Raw genomic sequence first — 17,258 nt, 5'->3', positions numbered from 1 at the left:
TTGCTGGCCTGCAGACATCGATGACACCTGCAGGCGAAGAAGGCATGGGGCGCTCAGATTCGATCAGCGACTGACGACTCTGACGCCGGGCAACACGTGACAGACCCGGGCTTACTCGCCGTCAGGGTTCAGGCCCAGCTCGTCGGCCAGGTGATGAGTCACGGTGGCCATGTCCTTGTCACCACGGCCGCTGAGGTTGACCACCATCAGGTGGTCCTTCGGCAGGCCCGGCGCACGCTTGATGACTTCCGCCAGCGCGTGGGAGGACTCCAGCGCCGGAATGATGCCTTCCAGACGGCACAGCATCTTGAAGGCGTCCAGCGCTTCCTGGTCGGTCGCGGCGACATATTCGGCACGCTTGATGTCATGCAACCATGCGTGTTCCGGACCGATACCCGGATAGTCGAGACCGGCGGAGATGGAGTGCGCATCGCCGATCTGTCCTTCTTCATCCTGCAGCAGGAAGGTGCGGTTGCCATGCAGAACGCCCGGCAGGCCGCCCTTGAGGCTGGCGGCATGACGCGGAGTCTCAAGGCCCTCACCAGCGGCTTCGACACCGATGATCTCGACGCTCTCCTCATCGAGGAACGGATGGAACAGGCCCATGGCGTTGGAACCGCCGCCGATGCAGGCGACCAGCGAATCCGGCAGACGCCCTTCCTTCTCCTGCAGCTGTACGCGGGTTTCCTGACCGATGATGGACTGGAAGTCACGCACCAGCTGCGGGTACGGGTGCGGCCCGGCCACGGTACCGATGATGTAGAAGGTGTCATCGACATTGGTGACCCAGTCACGCAGCGCCTCGTTCATGGCGTCCTTCAGCGTGCCATCACCGGCGGTGACAGGCACGACCTTGGCGCCCAGCAGCTGCATGCGCTGCACATTGGGCTGCTGACGATGGATATCGGTGGAGCCCATGTAGATCACGCAGTCCAGCCCGAAACGCGCCGCCACGGTGGCAGTCGCCACACCGTGCATGCCGGCACCGGTCTCGGCGATGATGCGCTGCTTGCCCATGCGGCGAGCGAGCAATACCTGGCCCAGCGCGTTGTTGATCTTGTGAGCCCCGGTATGCATCAGGTCTTCACGCTTGAGATAGATCTTGGCGCCGCCCAGCTGCTCGGTCAGGCGCTCGGCGAAATACAGCGGGCTCTGGCGGCCGACATAGTCCGCGGACAGACCAGCCAGCTCCTCGGCGAATGCCGGGTCCTGCTTGGCGGCTTCATACTCGCGCTGCAGGTGCAGGATCAACGGCATCAGCGTCTCGGCAACGAAGCGGCCGCCGAAATCACCGAAGAAACCCTTGGCATCAGGCCCTTGGCGCAGGCTGGGGGTAGCAGTCGTCTGGCTCATGCTGAACTCCTCGAATCGTGTCAGTGGCTGGTCTCACATACTGCGCAAGGCATCTGCGGGGCCAGCGATATGGTGTTCATCCTAGCGCTGCAGGCACTGGAAGAAAAACGATAAATTCGCCAAGATATGTGAGAAAATCTCACATATGGTCGAGACGGTCACTGCCGCGCAGCCACCCTTTCCATGCCAATGACACGTCCAGCACTCGCCCAGCACTTGCTCAGGAGACACACCATGGAGCGCACCGAGCTACTGCCTCCCCTCAATGCCCTGCGCACCTTCGATGTGGCAGCTCGCCATGAGAGCGCCTCGCGCGCCGCAGAGGAGCTGCATGTGACTCACGGCGCCGTCAGCCGTCAGATCCGCCAGCTGGAAGACGCACTCGGCACACGCCTGTTCGATCGCGCCGGGCGTGGCCTGACGCTGACACAGGCCGGCCGTGAGCTGGCGACCGCGACCCGTCATCACCTTGGCGGCCTGGCACGCGTGTGCGGAGCACTGGCACGCAGTGATGCGCGGGCGCCCTTCGTGCTGAGCTGCCCGGGGTCGTTTCTGGCACGCTGGTTCATTCCGCGACTGGGGGCACTCAAGGACGCCCTGCCGGAACTCGAGCTGCACCTGACCGCCAGTGATGACAACGAAGGGCTGCGCAATGGAGTGGACGGTGTCCTGCGCTTCCAGACGCCGCCCTTTGATGACGCCGAGCATCAGGAGACGCGCGTGCTGGGCACCGAGCGCATCGGGCCCGTACTGCGGCCCGACAGCGAGTGGCTGAGCGAGGCATCCAGCCCCCCTTCCCCCGAGGTTCTGCTGGGCCTGCCCCTGCTGCATACCCGATCACGCCCGCAAGCCTGGCCGGATTGGTGCTCACGCCAGGGGCTATCCAGTGAGGGGCTTGATTACGCGCAAGGCTTCGAACACCTCAACTACCTGCTCGAGGCGACACTGGTCGGGCTGGGCGTCGGCATCGCGCCGGACTATCTGGTGGAGGAAGACCTGCGCAGCAAGCGCCTCGTGGCCCCCTGGGGGTTCGTCGAGACCGAGGCATGCCTGACGCTGACATTGCCGCAGGTCGGCCGCGCTCGCGCTCGCCACCCGCATGCCGAGGCGCTGGGCGAATGGCTCGCCCGGGAACTGGCGACGGCACCGCCTCACTAACCACACTTTGTGACGGGCATAAAAAAAGCCAGTCACAAGGACTGGCTTGCCCGGACATGTATCCAGAGGATAGCGCCGGAAAGATCGTGAATCCGCTCAAGGAACCATCGCAACCTGCAACGCAGGCTGGAAGCGAGGATGGGCGAACAACCCTGCGCATTGAACGACGCAGCCACCCTCGGCAGAAATGATCGAGGAGCCATGGCTGGCTCGACTCGAAGACTTCACGTCAGGTAGCCAATCCTTATCCGAGATGGAGGACTCGAGATGAAGGGTGACGGCCTGACGCGTTTCAACTGTCAGCATCATATCTTTTAGTCCGCGAACAAAAAAGGGCCCAAACAGCAACAGACCTTTGCTGGAGAAGCACCATCAATCGCTCGCATGGCAGACCGGTATCAGTGACAGCCAGGGGCTGCAGCGCCTTTGTCCGAGGCGAGAGCCCCCGAGGCACGATTCGGCGGATTGTTGCCGCCGAGTAACAGTCGCTGAATATCCGTGGCCGCCATCGGCTTGTAGAAGTAATAGCCCTGGATCAGATCACAACGCATCTCGCGTAACAACTCCAGCTGCTGTTCGTTCTCGACCCCTTCCGCGACCACCTCCAGCCCGAGGCGATGACCAAGGAAGACCGTAGCCTCCATGATGGCGCGGTCCTTGGGCTCCTGGGCGCACTCGATCACGAAGGAGCGATCTATCTTGAGCGCCGTCACCGGCAACAACTTGAGATAGCTCATTGAGGAATAGCCGGTGCCGAAGTCATCGATGGCGATCTTGTAGCCACGGTCGTAGAGCGCCCGCAGGCTGTCGCGCACCTTGATATCGGCATCGATCAACACGTTCTCGGTCAGCTCGATACCGATGTCCCGCGGTGTCAGCCCGTATTCCTCGACATAGGCCTCAAGGCGGGTAAAGACGTCCGAACTGATGGCCTGGCGCCCGGAGATGTTGATGTCGATCCGGTAGCCCTTCAGCCCCATGGCGCGCCATTCGGCCTGCTGACGACACGCCTGGCGGATGACCCAGTCTCCCAGACGCTCGATCAGGTTGGTGCGCTCGGCGACCTTCACGAAATCGGAGGGCGGAATATAGCCCTCGGGAGAATGCCAGCGCAGCAGCGCCTCGAAGGATTCGATGCGCTCACTGCGCGCCGCCACCTGCGGCTGATAATGCAGCGACAATTCCCCACCGCCATCCTGATTCAACAGCGCCTGCAGGCGTCCGGCCAGATGGTGCTGATGCAGCATCTCGTTGCGGACTTCCTGATTGAAGAACTGATAGCCATCGCGCCCGGCCAGCTTGGCACGATGCTTGGCGACATCGGCATTGCGCACCAGCTCGGCCGCCTCACTCCCATTCTCGGGATACAGGCTGATGCCGATGCTCAGGCGCAGCAGCAACTGACGCCCTTCGATCTCGAAGGGTCGCTGGAAGTCCTGACGAATGCGCTCGACCACCGACAGGGCATCACTCTCGTAATCCAGACGTGGCATCGCCAGCACGAATTCATCGCCGCCAAAGCGCGAGAGCAGGTCCTGATTGCGCTGGAAGCCCTGCAGACGCTTGGCCACGCTGCGGATAACGCGGTCACCCATCTCGTAACCGAGGGTGTCATTGATCTCGGTGAAATGATCGATATCGAGAAACAGCACCATCAGGGTGTCGTCATGACGCTGACATTCACTAAGCGCCTCGCCGAGTTCGCTCTCGAAGGTCTGGCGATTGGGCAGCTCCGTCAGGGGGTCGAAACGCGTCATGTAATCCAGATCACGCTGGACCTTGCGCTCACCCGCCAGATCGATGTCGATACAGAACATCAGCGGGTTGTCAGTGCGCTCTCCCAACATCACATGGTGGGAAAAGACAGGCACGGGGGCGCCTGACTTGTGCTTGAGCTCAAGTTCACTGGAGGGAATCTCGATACCCTGAGAGACCCAGGCATGGTGTGCGTCCACCACGACATCTGCCATCGTCTCCGGGATCACCAGAGTTTCCAGGCAACGTCCACGAGCTTCCTGCTCGCTATAGCCGTATAGCCGCTCGCTGGCCTCGTTCCAGTAGATGACGCGGCGCTGGCTGTCATAGCCCTGAACGGCGACGCGCGGCAGACTTTCCAACAGCTCTCGAAAGCGCTGATCACTGACGGGAAGTCCCTTGCTGGTCGAGAGGCCAACCATACTCGTCTGCATGACCGCCTCCTGCGTATGCTGATGATGTGACACCTGACGCTTGCGAAATAGCATGATGCCCGCAGTTGCGCCAAGAATCACCATCAGTAACGCGGTTGGCCATCGACCCAGCATGCTCTGGCCCCACATCACCACCACCATCAACGTCAGTACCACGGCAATGATGACGGGACGAGAGCACAATATTCCGGCGGCCCTGCTGGCCTGGCGGAACCCTTTAGCCATGTTGAAGGATACCTCCGCTGCCGTCCTTCGCCTGTTCGCCGGACTTCGGCGGGGCAGATCAACTCGTGACGGAATGTCACTTCGAACGAGTTCTCTCACACGCAGAACGAGTTCTTGTCGTCATGAGAAAAGTCTAAGGGTCTGCTGCGCGTAAACCCAGCGTCTTGCAGCGCCTCTCGATAACTATCCTCAACGCTTCATGCAGTGCCAGACGGCCTGAACCTGCGTTGCGCTGCTCGTCTGCAAAGGGCGAAGAATAGCGCCAATGACTTACATAATACCAGTCGATTAGATTACTCATACCCCGATATTGGCCATGTACCCATATTGATGATACTTGCGCGAGATTAGCGTGTTACCGCCATGGTACGGGTTTGACTATCTCGTGCGCACCTTCCCATTCTCCTCGACGTTGCCAACGCAACACCTTCCATTTGCGCCCAAGCGCACAAAACGTCGAGGAATTTCATATGAACATCGCAAATCGTGGCGTACGTCAACTGGCCGACTCTTCCCGCAAGATCACCCTGGAACAGGGCGGCCTGGTGGAGCACTACCCGACCCCCAAGACGGACACCACCCCCTTGCGCCTGCCGCTTGCCTCGCAGTACTGGCCGGAGGCAGTCCACGAGGAGCTGGCACGCCAGCATTGGAGCAAGGCATCCATCACCTCCCAGATCGACCTCGAGGCCTGGCAGGGCTTCCTGAAGGACCTGCCGCGTGACCCCTACGTCAACACCCGCTGGAAGCGCATGTCCTGGCTGCACCTGAACGACCAGCATGAAGTCGAGACGCTAGGCGAATGTCCGATGGCCCAGGGCGGCAAGTTCAATGACGCCGCCAGCATGGCTGACCGTCTGCGCTATTACGCACCGCTGGAAGAGAGCTTCACCGAGCGCGAGGATGTGCGCGCCTTCGTGAAGGCCTGGGCCGACATGTGGGGTATCGGCCCGCGTGAGCCTATCCTGATGCAGATCACCGGCGTGCGCGGTGATGGCACCATCGATCCTCTCCAGGGTCAGGGCATCCACGCCGATGGCTGCAAGTACCTGAGCATCCTGGTGCTCAACCGCGAGAATGTCAGCGGTGCCATCAACACCCTCTATCAGGACAAGGCAGGCAAAGAGCTGCTGACCACCACGGAGCTGGCACCGGGCGAGGTCCTGCACATCCACGATGACCAGCTGTTCCACAGTGTCAGCTCCATCACCCAGGAGAACGCCGGCGAGCACTTCGAGCGCTTCATCATCATCATCAACTGCTCGTTCATCGACGAGTTCCAGAACCGCATGCTGCGTCGTCATTTCCCGGACGCCGTCCTCAACGACTGCGAGTGAGCAACGGATTGCTCGCGAGCCATCGCAGCGAGACGCATCGCAACTTGCGGCGTCGTCTCATCTGAAGCCCCGCCGCGCAGAAGCCACGATGCCGATGCCCCCGATACGTGAAACCCTGTTCTGAGCGCCTGAATCCCTGAGCGCCCAAGCGCCAGAGCACCTGAGTATCTAAGTACCCAAGTGCCTGAGTACCTGAGCGCCCGAGCCTCATGGCGTCAGCCACAGGAAAGAAGAAGGAGAACCTGCCATCAGGTGACGCACTGTCACAAGATGCGCGCCGACGAAAACGTGCATGTGCAGCACCCAGCGCCAGCCGGGCCACCGGCTGGCGCTTTTATATGCCACAGAGCGCCCGCTTCGCGCTTGTCTTGAGTCATGCATCTGCCCTGTTACACGATTCTTCCTTCTTCTCTCTCTTCTCTCTCTTCTTATCTCCTCTTCATTCTGCTCTCTTCACTCTTTCCTTGTTCTCGCTTTCTCCTCCTTCATCCCCTCCTCTTGTTCCGCTCTCCCGCACCGCCGCGCTTTGCATTACTCTGGTGTCTTGCGCTTGGCACTCTCGCCTGTCGAGACGTGCTTGATTGCATCGTCGCTGTGGCGGCGCTGCCCTCCCCTCTATGCATCAGGGACCTCTCATGACCTTTGAAAGCGGGCTGACCTTCTTCATTGCCATCTTCCTGTTTGGCATCACCCCCGGGCCTGGCATCCTGGCGCTGTTGGCGCGCGGCATGAGCCAGGGTGGCAATGCCTGCGTGCCGATGGCCGTGGGCATGAGTCTCAGTGATGTCTGCTACATGCTGGCGGCGGTGTTCGGCCTGTCGGCACTGGCCACGCATTGGGGCGAGGTCTTCGTGGTCATCCGTATCCTGGGTGCCGCCTACCTGCTCTATCTCGGCTACAAGTTATGGACGAGCTCACCGACGCTGGATGAGACTGATGTTCCCAGGTTACGCGGCAACTGGTGGAAAGGGTTTCTGCAGGGCTTTCTCATCTCGGCCTCCAACCCCAAGGTCATCCTGTTCTATATCGCCTTCCTGCCCACCTTCATGGATATCACCCGGCTGTCCGGCAGCGATATCGTGATCGCCGCCGGACTCAACCTGAGCGCATTGCTGCTGGGCGTGGTGCCGGTGGGCTATCTCGCGGGCCGTGTCCGCCGCTATCTACGCTCGGCGAAGGCAGTCAAACGCCTCAATCGCAGCGCCGGCGGCCTGATGATCGGGGCGGGCGGCTATCTGGCATTGCGCGGCTGACGCCTGAACGACGCTCCATGTGACGCGAGCGCCTTGCACAAACACAAACGCCCCTGCCGATTGGCAGGGGCGTTTGTGTCGAGAGGCAGGGGTGGGATTGCAGAGCGCTTGCGCTCAGCCCACGGCGTCAGTGCACACTATCGGCGCTGACGTCAGCACCAGTGTCCTGCACTTGCCGTCCTTACTGGCGGATACCTTCGATGACCAGATACAGATCGACGGTGGCCGCATTCGGGCCAAGCTTGGATGTATCGATGCCGTAGTCGGCGAGCTTCAGCGTGGTGGTGCCTTCAAAGCCCTGACGGTAGCCGCCCCACGGGTCTTCACCACCGCCGATATGATCCACATCCAGGGTCACGGGCTGCGTCTGGCCGTGCAGCGTCAGATCGCCCTTCAGCTTGCCGGAACCATCGCCAGTGGACTCGAAGCCGGTCGAGGTGAAGGTCGCTGTCGGATATTGGGAGACATCCAGGAAGTCGGCCGATTTGATGTGCTTGTCGCGTTCGGCGTGGGCGCTGTCCAGGCTATCGACATCGACTTCTACCGACACCTTTGCATCTTCCGGCTTGCCCTGGTCATAGGAGAAATCACCACTGAACTCCTTGAACTGCCCCAGCACGTAGGAATAGCCCAGATGGCTGATCTTGAACTGGATGAAGGCGTGCTGGCCATCGGTATCGATCGTGTAATCGGAGGCCTGTGCCTGACCCGCCATCAGCGGCAGCGACGCCGCCATGAGACCTGCCACCAGTGACTTGCCGAGGAAGGATGTCTTGTTCATGTTGGTGCTCCTTGAGAGGTTTCGTCACATCTGGCGTTCGAGCGTACCCAACGCCTTCCTTTTCGTCAGCGCAGCGGCCGGATCATGCGCCGCAACGTGTCCTGCCCATCCAGCAGGTGATGCTTGAATGCCGCCGCCGCATGCCCCAGCGACAGGATGATCAGCGCACAGGCAGCATACCAATGCACCTCACCTGCCAGCGATGCCTGATCCTTCAGCCCCGAGATCACTGCCGGCACCTCGAAGAGATCGAATACCTTGATGCTACGCCCGTCAGCGGTGGAAATGAGGTAACCCGAGATCATCACCACCAGCATCAGCACGTAGAGCAGCACATGGCCGATAAGCGCCGCGCGCTGCTCATTGCGCGTGCCGTGCGCCTGCGGGCTCGTCTGGCTCCAGCGCCAGGCGAGCCGCACCAGCGTCAGCACCAGCAATATCACCCCGACCGAGCGATGCCACCACGGACCGAGCTGGTACCAGGCATCGTAATAGCCAAGCGACGTCATCCACCAGCCCAGCGCGAAGAGCCCGACGATGGCCAGCGCCGACAGCCAATGCATCACGATGACAGGCCAGCCCCAGCCCCGTCGAGAATTACGCCACATGAAGTGCTCCTGATGACAGTCTCCACCTGACCATCGAGCTGGCAGGTTCTTTGAGCAAGAGCTTAACCAGTGCCCGAACGGACGCCAACCCTTGCGGGCAACACCAGCGAAATTGTCCAGAGACACCAACGCCCGGCAGAACCGGGCGTTGGTGTGCAAAGGCAGGCGTTACGGGACTCAGCTCGCGAGGCGATCAAGTCCGCGCGCCAGATCACGCTTGATGTCGTCGAGGTCTTCCAGGCCGACGGCAATACGCAGCAGGCCCTCTTCGATGCCGGCGGCCGCTTTCTGGTCATCGCTGAGGCGACCGTGAGTCGTGGTGGCCGGGTGCGTGATGGTGGTCTTCACGTCGCCCAGGTTGCCGGTGATCGACAGGATGCGCGTCGCATCGACCACCGACCAGGCCGCCTCGCGGCCGCCCTTGACCACCACCCCCAGCACCGCACCGAAGGCCTTCTGCTGGGCCTTGGCCAGTTCATGCTGCGGATGGCTCTCAAGTCCGGAGTAATGCACCCGCTCGATGGCCGGATGCGCCTCCAGCCAATGTGCCAGCGTCAGCGCGCGTGCACAGTGGGCTTCCATGCGAATGTTCAGCGTCTCCAGGCCCTTGAGGAAGACCCAGGCGTTGAAGGGGCTCAGGCACGGCCCGCAGGTACGCACCACGCCATAGACCTCCTCCATCAACGAGGAGCTTCCGACCACGGCGCCACCCAGCGTCCGGCCCTGGCCATCGAGATACTTGGTGGCGGAGTGGATGACGATATCGGCGCCCAGCGTCAGCGGGCGCTGCAGAGCCGGCGTACAGAAGCAGTTGTCGATGGCGAGCCAGGCGTCGTTCTCATGGGCCAGCGCCGCCAATGCCTTGATATCGCCAAGCTCGGACAGCGGATTGGACGGCGTCTCGGCGAACAACAGCTTGGTGGCCGGCGTGATCGCCTCGCGCCAGGCATCCAGGTCCTTCAGTTCGACGAAGCGCGTGGTGATGCCCAGCTTACCGAAGTACTTGGTGAACAGGCTGACACTCGAGCCGAAGATGGAACGCGACGCGACGATTTCATCGCCGGATTCCAGCAACGCCAGCACGGTGGACATGATCGCGGCCATGCCGGAACTGGTCGCCACGCAACGCTCACCGCCTTCCATCGCCGCCAGGCGCTCCTCGAAGAAGCGCACCGTCGGATTGGTGAAGCGCGAGTAGATGTTGCCGGCTTCATCGCCCCCGAACTTGGCTGCGGCCTCAGCGGCGCTGCCATAGACGAAGCTTGAGGTGGTGTAGATGGGCTCGCCGTGTTCCTGCTCGGCACCGCGCAGGTGACCGGCACGGATGGCGAGCGTCTCGAGGCCCAGCTCATCGCGGGAAAGACCGGCGCGGGAAAGATTGTCGTCGTGCATGGTGTCCAGTACCTCTACTGATGGAATCTACTGCCCTGTGAATCACGATCCAGCGTCACGCGCCGCTGTGACATGTCGCGTCTTCAGCATTTCGGGTCGCGTCGACAGCAAGAAGAAGGAAAAGCGATGCGCCAATGTTACCGGTTTTGAACGCGCAACGGGCTCCGGATTTCTCCGGAGCCCGTTGCGGTTCGCTCATCGCGTGATTGCCTGCCGAGGATGACAGACAGCCGGATCAGTCGAGATCTTCCGAATCGTTGTGCAGATCCACCACCGCGTGGGTCTCGCCAGCGCTCTTGGCGCCATCGTTGCGCGAGGCACGCAGGTCGTTCAGATAGGCTTCGTCGATATCGCCGGTCACGTAGACGCCGTCGAACACGGAGCAATCGAACTCATCCAGCGCCGGATTGACTTCACGACAGGCGTCCTTCAGGTCGTCGAGGTCCTGATAGAACAGACGGTCAGCGCCGATCAGGTCCGCGATTTCCTTCTCGGTCCGGTCATGGGCGATCAGCTCTTCCGCCGCCGGCATGTCGATGCCGTAGACGTTGGGATAGCGAACCGCCGGTGCTGCCGAGGCGAAGTAGACGTTCTTGGCGCCCGCTTCGCGCGCCATCTGGATGATCTCGTTGCAGGTGGTGCCGCGCACGATGGAATCATCCACCAGCAGCACGTTCTTGCCGGCAAACTCGATATCGATGGCGTTGAGCTTCTGACGCACGGACTTCTTGCGCAGTGTCTGACCCGGCATGATGAAGGTACGGCCGATATAGCGGTTCTTCATGAAGCCTTCGCGGTAAGTCACTCCCAGATGCTGGGCCAGCTCGAGGGCGGAGGTACGCGAGGTATCGGGGATCGGAATCACGACATCGATGTCCTGCTCCGGCCATTCCCGCACGATCTTGTCGGCCAGCTTCTCACCCATGCGCATGCGGGTGCCATAGACGTAGGCACCGTCGAGCAGGGAATCCGGACGCGCCAGGTAGACGTGTTCGAAGATGCACGGCTTGAGGACCGGATCATCCGCGCACTGCAGGGTGTGCAGCTCACGCTCCATGTCGATGAATACCGCTTCACCCGGGGCCAGGTCACGGATCAGCTCGAAGCCGGCTACGTCGAGCGCCACGGACTCGGAGGCGATCATGTACTCGACGCCTTCGGCGGAGTCACGCTTGCCGAAACACGCCGGACGGATGCCGTGGGGATCACGGAAAGCGACCAGGCCAGTGCCGTTGATGATCGAGACGGCCGCGTAGCCGCCCTTGCAGCGACGATGCACACGACGCACAGCATCGAACACATCACCGGCGCCCAGACGCATGCCCTGCTTGCCCAGCTCGTGAGCGAAGACGTTGAGCAGCACTTCCGAATCGGAGCTGGTGTTGATGTGACGCAGATCAGAGGAGAACAACTCCTGCTTGAGCTGGTCGGAGTTGGTCAGGTTGCCGTTGTGCGCCAGCGTGATGCCGTAAGGCGAGTTGACATAGAACGGCTGTGATTCCGCCTCGCTGGAGGAACCGGCGGTCGGGTAGCGAACATGGCCGATCCCCATGTTGCCCTTGAGCCGCTGCATGTGACGAGTGCGGAAGACATCACGCACCAGACCATTGCTCTTGCGCAGCAGGAAACGACCTTCGTGCCAGGTCATCATGCCCGCGGCGTCCTGCCCGCGGTGCTGCAATACGGTCAGCGCGTCATACAGCGCCTGGTTGACCGAGGCGTTGGCCATCAAACCTACAATCCCGCACATCCCGTCATTACCTCACTAATACACACTTGGATAGGGAAGCGCACGCTGGCGACTGCCGGCGCCCGTCCATATGGCAATATGAGTGCTCACACGGCGCAATTGTCAGGCCTGCCCCCCATGCAGGCAACACCTGACCGATGGGTCAACCCTTCGACTGCCCCGCATGAGGCTTCAGCAACGTGTGCCGAATGCCGAAAACGACAACGCCGGGCCACGATGCCCGGCGCTGAAGATCCTGCCTGTCACTGCTCACCACCCGCATTGCGGCTTGCAGCCTCGCCAGCGGTGCTACCTCTGAGCAACGCCTCCAGCGAGGGCTGGTCCTGCGTGGAATCCTGGCGCGTGAACGACTGCAGCGCCTGCTGGCTGAGGCTGTCGCTCAACGCACGCCCTTCTCGCTGGGCGCTGTCGATCAGACCACTGGCCTGCTGCTTGAGCCGGGTGCCGCTGGTGGAATCCGGTAGCGACACGCTCTGGCCCCAGTCACCGCCCGTATCCCACTCACGATAGCGAGCCAACGACCAGTCGCGCAGCTGCTCAAGCGTCGGCCGCAACTGGGCGGCCTGCCAGTCGGCGCTGTCACGCAGGGGAGTCAGACCCACCACGGCGGTGATCAGCACCAGTATGACTGCCGCGCGCAAGGCGCCGAACACACCGCCGAGCAGACGATTGAAGCCGCCCATGCCGACTGCATGAATCAAGCGTTCCAGCAGGCGCAACATCAGCCCCCAGAGCAGCACGCTCGCGATCACCACCAGCACGAAGCCGACCGCGGTGCGAATGCCCGGCGAGACGATCATCTCTTCGAGCAGGCCACCCACCTCGGCGCCGAACTGGCGTGCCGCGACCAGTGCCACCAGCCAGCCCGCCAGGCCCAGGGCCTCGCTGAGCAGGCCCCGCATCAGCCCAAGCAGTACCGAGATCCCGATCAGGCCCAGACATAGCCAATCGATCCAGACCAGCTCGTTCACTCACCCTCCTTGCGTCGTACCAGCAGGCCCTTGATATTGACCTGCTGCTGCAGGCGCGAGCGTGCGGACTCACCGATCTCGGAGGACTTGTACGGGCCGACGAAGACAACGGTCAACTTGCTGCCACGCGGGATACGGTATGCCGCGAAACCCTTGCCCTGCAGCTCCTTCTGGAGACGCTCGGCATTGGCCGGGTCACCGAAGCTGCCGACCTGCACGGCCCAGCCACCGGCGGAAGACGACGGCGCATTCGAGGCTACCGCAGGCTTCGGTTCAGGCTTGGGCGCGGGCTTGGGTTCAGCCTTGGGAGCAGGCTTGGGCTCCGGCTTGGCAGCGGGTTCCGGTTCCGGCTTTGACTGCGGCTCGCTGCTGGCCACAGAGCGGGCCGGCGACAACTGCTCGGCCTCGGCGACACGGCCTTGGGACTCGGAACCGCTGTCGCTGCCGGCACTGGGGTCACTGTCACGCACCTTGCCATTGCTGTCGACGAAGGTGATCGGCACATCCGTGCCGATCTTCAGCTCGCTGGGCGGCTGCGGCTCATCGACGTTGGAGCGATCGATATCCACCGGCTTGCCAAGCGTCATCACCGGACTCGGGCGCTCATCACGGGCCGGCGGCTCATCGAAGAGCATCGGGATGAAGATCACCCCCAACGCCAGCAGGATGACCGCACCGCTGATTCGCTCGCGTTTGCCATATTTCATTGTGACATCTCCCTTGCACCCGAAATCCCGGACCCGCCGCCGGCCTGCATCAGGCCTGGGCGTCGAGCCACATCAATGCTTCACCGACCGTGAAGAAGGAACCACAGACCAATACTTCTCCAGCGCTCGTCTCGCGTGCCAACCATTCGGCTGCAGCGGTGACCGTCTCGCACTCCGCCAGCACCTCACCACCACAGTGGCGGACCACGGCGGCAAGCTCACTGGCCTGGCGGCTACGCTCGCCATCCAGGGTGGCGACGACGAAGCCGTCCACCACCGGGGCCAGCGCCTGAATCACGCCAGCGGCATCCTTGTCGCCCAGCATGGCGAGCAACGCTCGCCGCGGCCGGGTAGCAGGATCCCGCGCGCAACGCAGGTCATGAGCGGCAAGACGACTGGCCAGATAACTCGCGGCATGCGGGTTATGGCCGACATCCAGACACCAGTCACGCCCGTGACGAGTCAGCCACTGCATGCGCCCCTTGAGCTTGACGCTCGCCATGGCCTGCTGCACACATTCGGCGTTGAGCTCGATACCGGCCTCGACCAGCGCATTCAGCGCACTGGCCGCATTGTCACGCGGCAAGCCCGGGTCTGGCAGCGCATCGAACGTCAGCGCCGGCGCTGACAGGCGCTGCCATTGCCATTGCGAGGTAGCCGAATGGTCCGTGCTGCCATCCACACCGCCCTTCACACTGCTATTCACATTGCCATTTACAAATTCAGCCGTGGCCTGCCAGCGAAAGTCCTGCCACAGCACCTGCGGCGTGACACCCAGCGTGCGAGCATGCGCCGCACAACTGGACGGCAGCACATCCGAGCCGAACACGGCCGGCTTGCCGGCGCGCAGAATCCCGGCCTTCTCGAAGCCGATGTTCTCGAGGTCGGTGCCAAGAAACGCGGCATGATCCTGCGCGACCGTGATGATCATCGCGACATCACAGTCGATGATATTGACGGCGTCCAGACGCCCGCCCAGGCCGACTTCCAGAATCGCGAGCTGCGGCTGCTGCTGAGCGATCAGCCATAGCCCGGCCAGCGTGCCGGCCTCGAAGTAGGTCAGGCTGATCACGCCCTCGTCATCCACCGGCTCACCACTGGCCGACAGCCCGGAGTGGCGCGCGGAATCGACCTGCTCGAAGGCCGTGACCAATGCCGCATCACTGACGTCGTGGCCATTGAAGCTCAGACGCTCGTTGTAATGCAGCAGGTGCGGAGAGGTATAGGTGGCGGTGCTCAGCCCGTGGGCACGCCCCAGCGCCTCGAGCATGGCAACCGTCGAGCCCTTGCCGTTGGTGCCCGCCACGGTAATGATGCGGCCACCGAGCCGACGCGCACCCGCCCCGACCAGACCGAGACGCCTGGCCACACACAGCACTCGGGCAAGGCCCATATCGATACTGACGGGGTGCTGATGCTCCAGACGCGTCAGCCACTCATCCAGCGAGAGGCCACGCGGCACGGCATCATGCAGGGGGGAAAGCTGCCACGAAGCGGCATCCAGCGGAGGGAGTGAGGAAGACTGCAGCACCTCATCGGTGCTGCAGCTTGCCGGGGCGGAGCCCTGCTCAGCCATCGCGACGTTCGCCTTGCGGCTTCTCGCTGGTGAAGGTCTCGTCGAGCACGCTGTCCACGGCGGAGCGCGGCTCGGCCGGTGCTTCGACAGTCGCATCCGCCTCGACGGGCGCTTCTTCGACGACCGCATCCGCGACCGGCAGGTTGGCGGCGTTGACCGGCATGCCCTGCAGCTTGAGCAGGATGCTGGACAGGCGCTCACGCATCTCGCGGCGGTGGATGATCATGTCGACGGCGCCATGCTCGAGCAGGAACTCGGAGCGCTGGAAGCCTTCGGGCAGCTTCTCACGCACGGTCTGCTCGATGACACGCGGACCGGCAAAGCCGATCAGGGCGTTCGGCTCGGCGACATTCAGGTCGCCCAGCATCGCCAGCGACGCAGAGACGCCACCGAAGACCGGATCGGTCAGCACGCTGATGTACGGCACGCCAGCCTGCTTGAGCTTTTCAAGCGCCGCGGAGGTCTTGGCCATCTGCATCAGGGAGAACAAGGCTTCCTGCATACGAGCACCACCGGAGGCGGCGAAGCAGACCAGCGGGATGTTCTCGGCCAGCGCAAGCTCTGCTGCACGCACGAACTTCTCGCCGACGATGGCACCCATGGAGCCGCCCATGAAGCTGAACTCGAAGGCCACGGCCACGACCGGCTGACCGGAGAGCGCACCGCGCATGGCGACCAGCGCATCCTTCTCGGAGGTCTGCTTCTGGGCAGCGCTCAGGCGATCCTTGTACTTCTTGGAGTCGCGGAACTTGAGGCGATCGACCGGCTCGAGATCCGCCGCGATTTCCTCGCGGCCTTCGCTGTCGAGGAACCAGGACAGACGCGCACGCGCAGTGAGACGCAGGTGGTGGTCACACTTCGGGCAGACGTTGTCGTGCTTGGTCAGCTCCGGAAGGTACAGGACTGCTTCGCACTTGGGGCATTTACGCCACAGGCCGTCAGGAATGGAGGTACGCCGATCCTTGCGTTGGATACGGCTCATTGACGGCACAATCTTGTCAAGCCAGCTCATGGTGGGGAGGCTTCCGTTTTGCTGCTGTTCTGGGCACCGCTCGACGACTGTCGGCGGCCATGCGAGTTGGCACATATTCCAGGGCGTTCACGCCCCCGGCAATATGGCGGGCAGCTACCATCACAGGGCAGTGCCAATGGAAAAGACCGTGCAACCCATTGGTCGTACGGCCACTTTTCCGAATTCTGGGGGTCATTGTAGCGGCTTCGCCCCCCTTGCGGGTAGTGCGAGATGCCAATTGAGCGTTGCGGCCCTCGCCGCTTGGGACGAAAGCAACGCAAGGGCCACAACGCTTGACGGCAAATCAGCGCTGATGGCGGACTGCCTGACAGAATGCCTGCATGCGCTCGGCACTCTTCTCGCCGGGCGCGGCTTCCACACCGCCGGAGACATCGACCGCGTAAGGGGCGACCTGCGCCACCGCCGAGGCGACATTGCCTGACTCGAGACCACCGGCCAGGATGACCGGCAGCGGCAGATCGGCCGGGATGCGCGACCAGTCGAAGGTCTCGCCGGTGCCACCGGGCACGCCGGGGCGATAGGCATCCAGCAGCAAGCCACGCGCGTCATGGTAGCGCGCCGCCTGCGCGGCGAGATCGATCCCGTCACGCATGCGCAACGCCTTGATATAGGGCCGCCCAGCCGCCCGACACTGCTCTGGCGTCTCATTGCCATGCAACTGGAGCAGATCGAGATGTGGCGCCGCAGCGGCAATCTCTTCGGCGCTGGCATCCACGAACAGGCCGACCCGCGTCACGAAGGCCGGCACGCACGCGGCAAGCTCGGCCAGCCGCGCCACATCCACCGCACGCTTGCTGCCCGGCCACAGCACGAAGCCCAGCGCATCGGCACCTGCTGCCACGGCGTCGCAGATATCCTGCTCACGCGTCAAACCACAGATCTTGATCCGGGTACGCTGGCTCGCTCGAGCGCTCATCTCGGTCAT

General features: G+C 62.6%; 14 protein-coding genes. 3 read left to right on the top strand and 11 right to left on the bottom strand.

Going from position 1 to position 17,258, the window contains the following annotated elements; translation table 11 throughout:
- Nucleotides 1-111 precede the first annotated feature (111 nt).
- A complete protein-coding gene (trpB, locus tag R2R70_RS01955) occupies nucleotides 112-1,353 on the bottom strand; it encodes a tryptophan synthase subunit beta (RefSeq protein ID WP_054554923.1) in 1,242 nt (413 codons plus the stop codon).
- A gap of 234 nt (nucleotides 1,354-1,587) precedes the next feature.
- Here trpB and R2R70_RS01950 point away from each other — a divergent pair, with 234 nt between their 5' ends.
- Nucleotides 1,588-2,511: a LysR family transcriptional regulator gene (locus R2R70_RS01950; RefSeq protein WP_054554924.1), complete on the top strand. Its 924-nt coding sequence runs from the start codon at nucleotides 1,588-1,590 to the stop codon at nucleotides 2,509-2,511.
- Nucleotides 2,512-2,909: 398 nt separating this feature from the next.
- On the opposite strand, the gene R2R70_RS01945 is transcribed toward R2R70_RS01950, so the two are convergent.
- The gene (locus R2R70_RS01945; RefSeq protein WP_225347763.1) at nucleotides 2,910-4,700 is read right to left on the bottom strand and encodes a putative bifunctional diguanylate cyclase/phosphodiesterase; all 1,791 of its coding nucleotides are present in this window, start codon (nucleotides 4,698-4,700) and stop codon (nucleotides 2,910-2,912) included.
- A 695-nt stretch (nucleotides 4,701-5,395) separates the two neighbouring features.
- Here R2R70_RS01945 and R2R70_RS01940 point away from each other — a divergent pair.
- Both R2R70_RS01940 and R2R70_RS01935 read left to right on the top strand, forming a co-directional pair.
- Nucleotides 5,396-6,262 carry a 2OG-Fe dioxygenase family protein gene (locus R2R70_RS01940; RefSeq protein WP_084589647.1) on the top strand — a complete coding sequence of 289 codons (867 nt, stop codon included), beginning with the start codon at nucleotides 5,396-5,398 and terminating at the stop codon, nucleotides 6,260-6,262.
- Between the two features lie 635 nt (nucleotides 6,263-6,897).
- Nucleotides 6,898-7,515, top strand: coding sequence for a LysE family translocator (locus R2R70_RS01935; RefSeq protein ID WP_054554925.1), 618 nt, complete (start codon nucleotides 6,898-6,900; stop codon nucleotides 7,513-7,515).
- A gap of 181 nt (nucleotides 7,516-7,696) precedes the next feature.
- Here R2R70_RS01935 and R2R70_RS01930 read toward each other — a convergent pair whose 3' ends face one another.
- The 9 genes from R2R70_RS01930 to R2R70_RS01890 form a co-directional block, all read right to left on the bottom strand.
- Entirely contained in the window at nucleotides 7,697-8,296 is a 600-nt protein-coding gene (locus R2R70_RS01930; RefSeq protein WP_043336921.1) for a YceI family protein, read from the bottom strand.
- 65 nt (nucleotides 8,297-8,361) lie between these two features.
- Nucleotides 8,362-8,904 (bottom strand): cytochrome b, encoded by a 543-nt coding sequence (locus tag R2R70_RS01925; protein ID WP_216059821.1) that lies wholly within the window; start codon nucleotides 8,902-8,904, stop codon nucleotides 8,362-8,364.
- A 177-nt stretch (nucleotides 8,905-9,081) separates the two neighbouring features.
- On the bottom strand, nucleotides 9,082-10,296 hold the full coding sequence (locus R2R70_RS01920) for an O-succinylhomoserine sulfhydrylase (protein WP_410977063.1): 1,215 nt from the start codon (nucleotides 10,294-10,296) through the stop codon (nucleotides 9,082-9,084).
- A 235-nt stretch (nucleotides 10,297-10,531) separates the two neighbouring features.
- Nucleotides 10,532-12,046, bottom strand: coding sequence for an amidophosphoribosyltransferase (gene purF, locus R2R70_RS01915; protein ID WP_043336916.1), 1,515 nt, complete (start codon nucleotides 12,044-12,046; stop codon nucleotides 10,532-10,534).
- A 242-nt stretch (nucleotides 12,047-12,288) separates the two neighbouring features.
- Nucleotides 12,289-13,017, bottom strand: a complete 729-nt coding sequence (locus R2R70_RS01910; RefSeq protein WP_410977062.1) for a CvpA family protein — start codon at nucleotides 13,015-13,017, stop codon at nucleotides 12,289-12,291.
- Nucleotides 13,014-13,724 carry an SPOR domain-containing protein gene (locus R2R70_RS01905; protein ID WP_410977061.1) on the bottom strand — a complete coding sequence of 237 codons (711 nt, stop codon included), beginning with the start codon at nucleotides 13,722-13,724 and terminating at the stop codon, nucleotides 13,014-13,016. Before R2R70_RS01905 ends, R2R70_RS01910 begins: the two co-directional genes overlap by 4 nt.
- 49 nt (nucleotides 13,725-13,773) lie before the next feature.
- A complete protein-coding gene (locus tag R2R70_RS01900; protein WP_410977060.1) occupies nucleotides 13,774-15,300 on the bottom strand; it encodes a bifunctional folylpolyglutamate synthase/dihydrofolate synthase in 1,527 nt (508 codons plus the stop codon).
- Nucleotides 15,293-16,312, bottom strand: coding sequence for an acetyl-CoA carboxylase, carboxyltransferase subunit beta (accD, locus tag R2R70_RS01895; RefSeq protein ID WP_284726259.1), 1,020 nt, complete (start codon nucleotides 16,310-16,312; stop codon nucleotides 15,293-15,295). The genes R2R70_RS01900 and accD overlap by 8 nt, the downstream gene beginning before the upstream one ends.
- A gap of 304 nt (nucleotides 16,313-16,616) precedes the next feature.
- Nucleotides 16,617-17,249 carry a phosphoribosylanthranilate isomerase gene (locus R2R70_RS01890; RefSeq protein WP_410977322.1) on the bottom strand — a complete coding sequence of 211 codons (633 nt, stop codon included), beginning with the start codon at nucleotides 17,247-17,249 and terminating at the stop codon, nucleotides 16,617-16,619.
- Between the last annotated feature and the right edge of the window lie 9 nt (nucleotides 17,250-17,258).

This window comes from Cobetia sp. SIMBA_158 (genome assembly GCF_046566945.1).
GTDB classification, from domain to species: domain Bacteria; phylum Pseudomonadota; class Gammaproteobacteria; order Pseudomonadales; family Halomonadaceae; genus Cobetia; species Cobetia amphilecti.
This window is presented reverse-complemented; position numbering and strand designations above follow the sequence as displayed.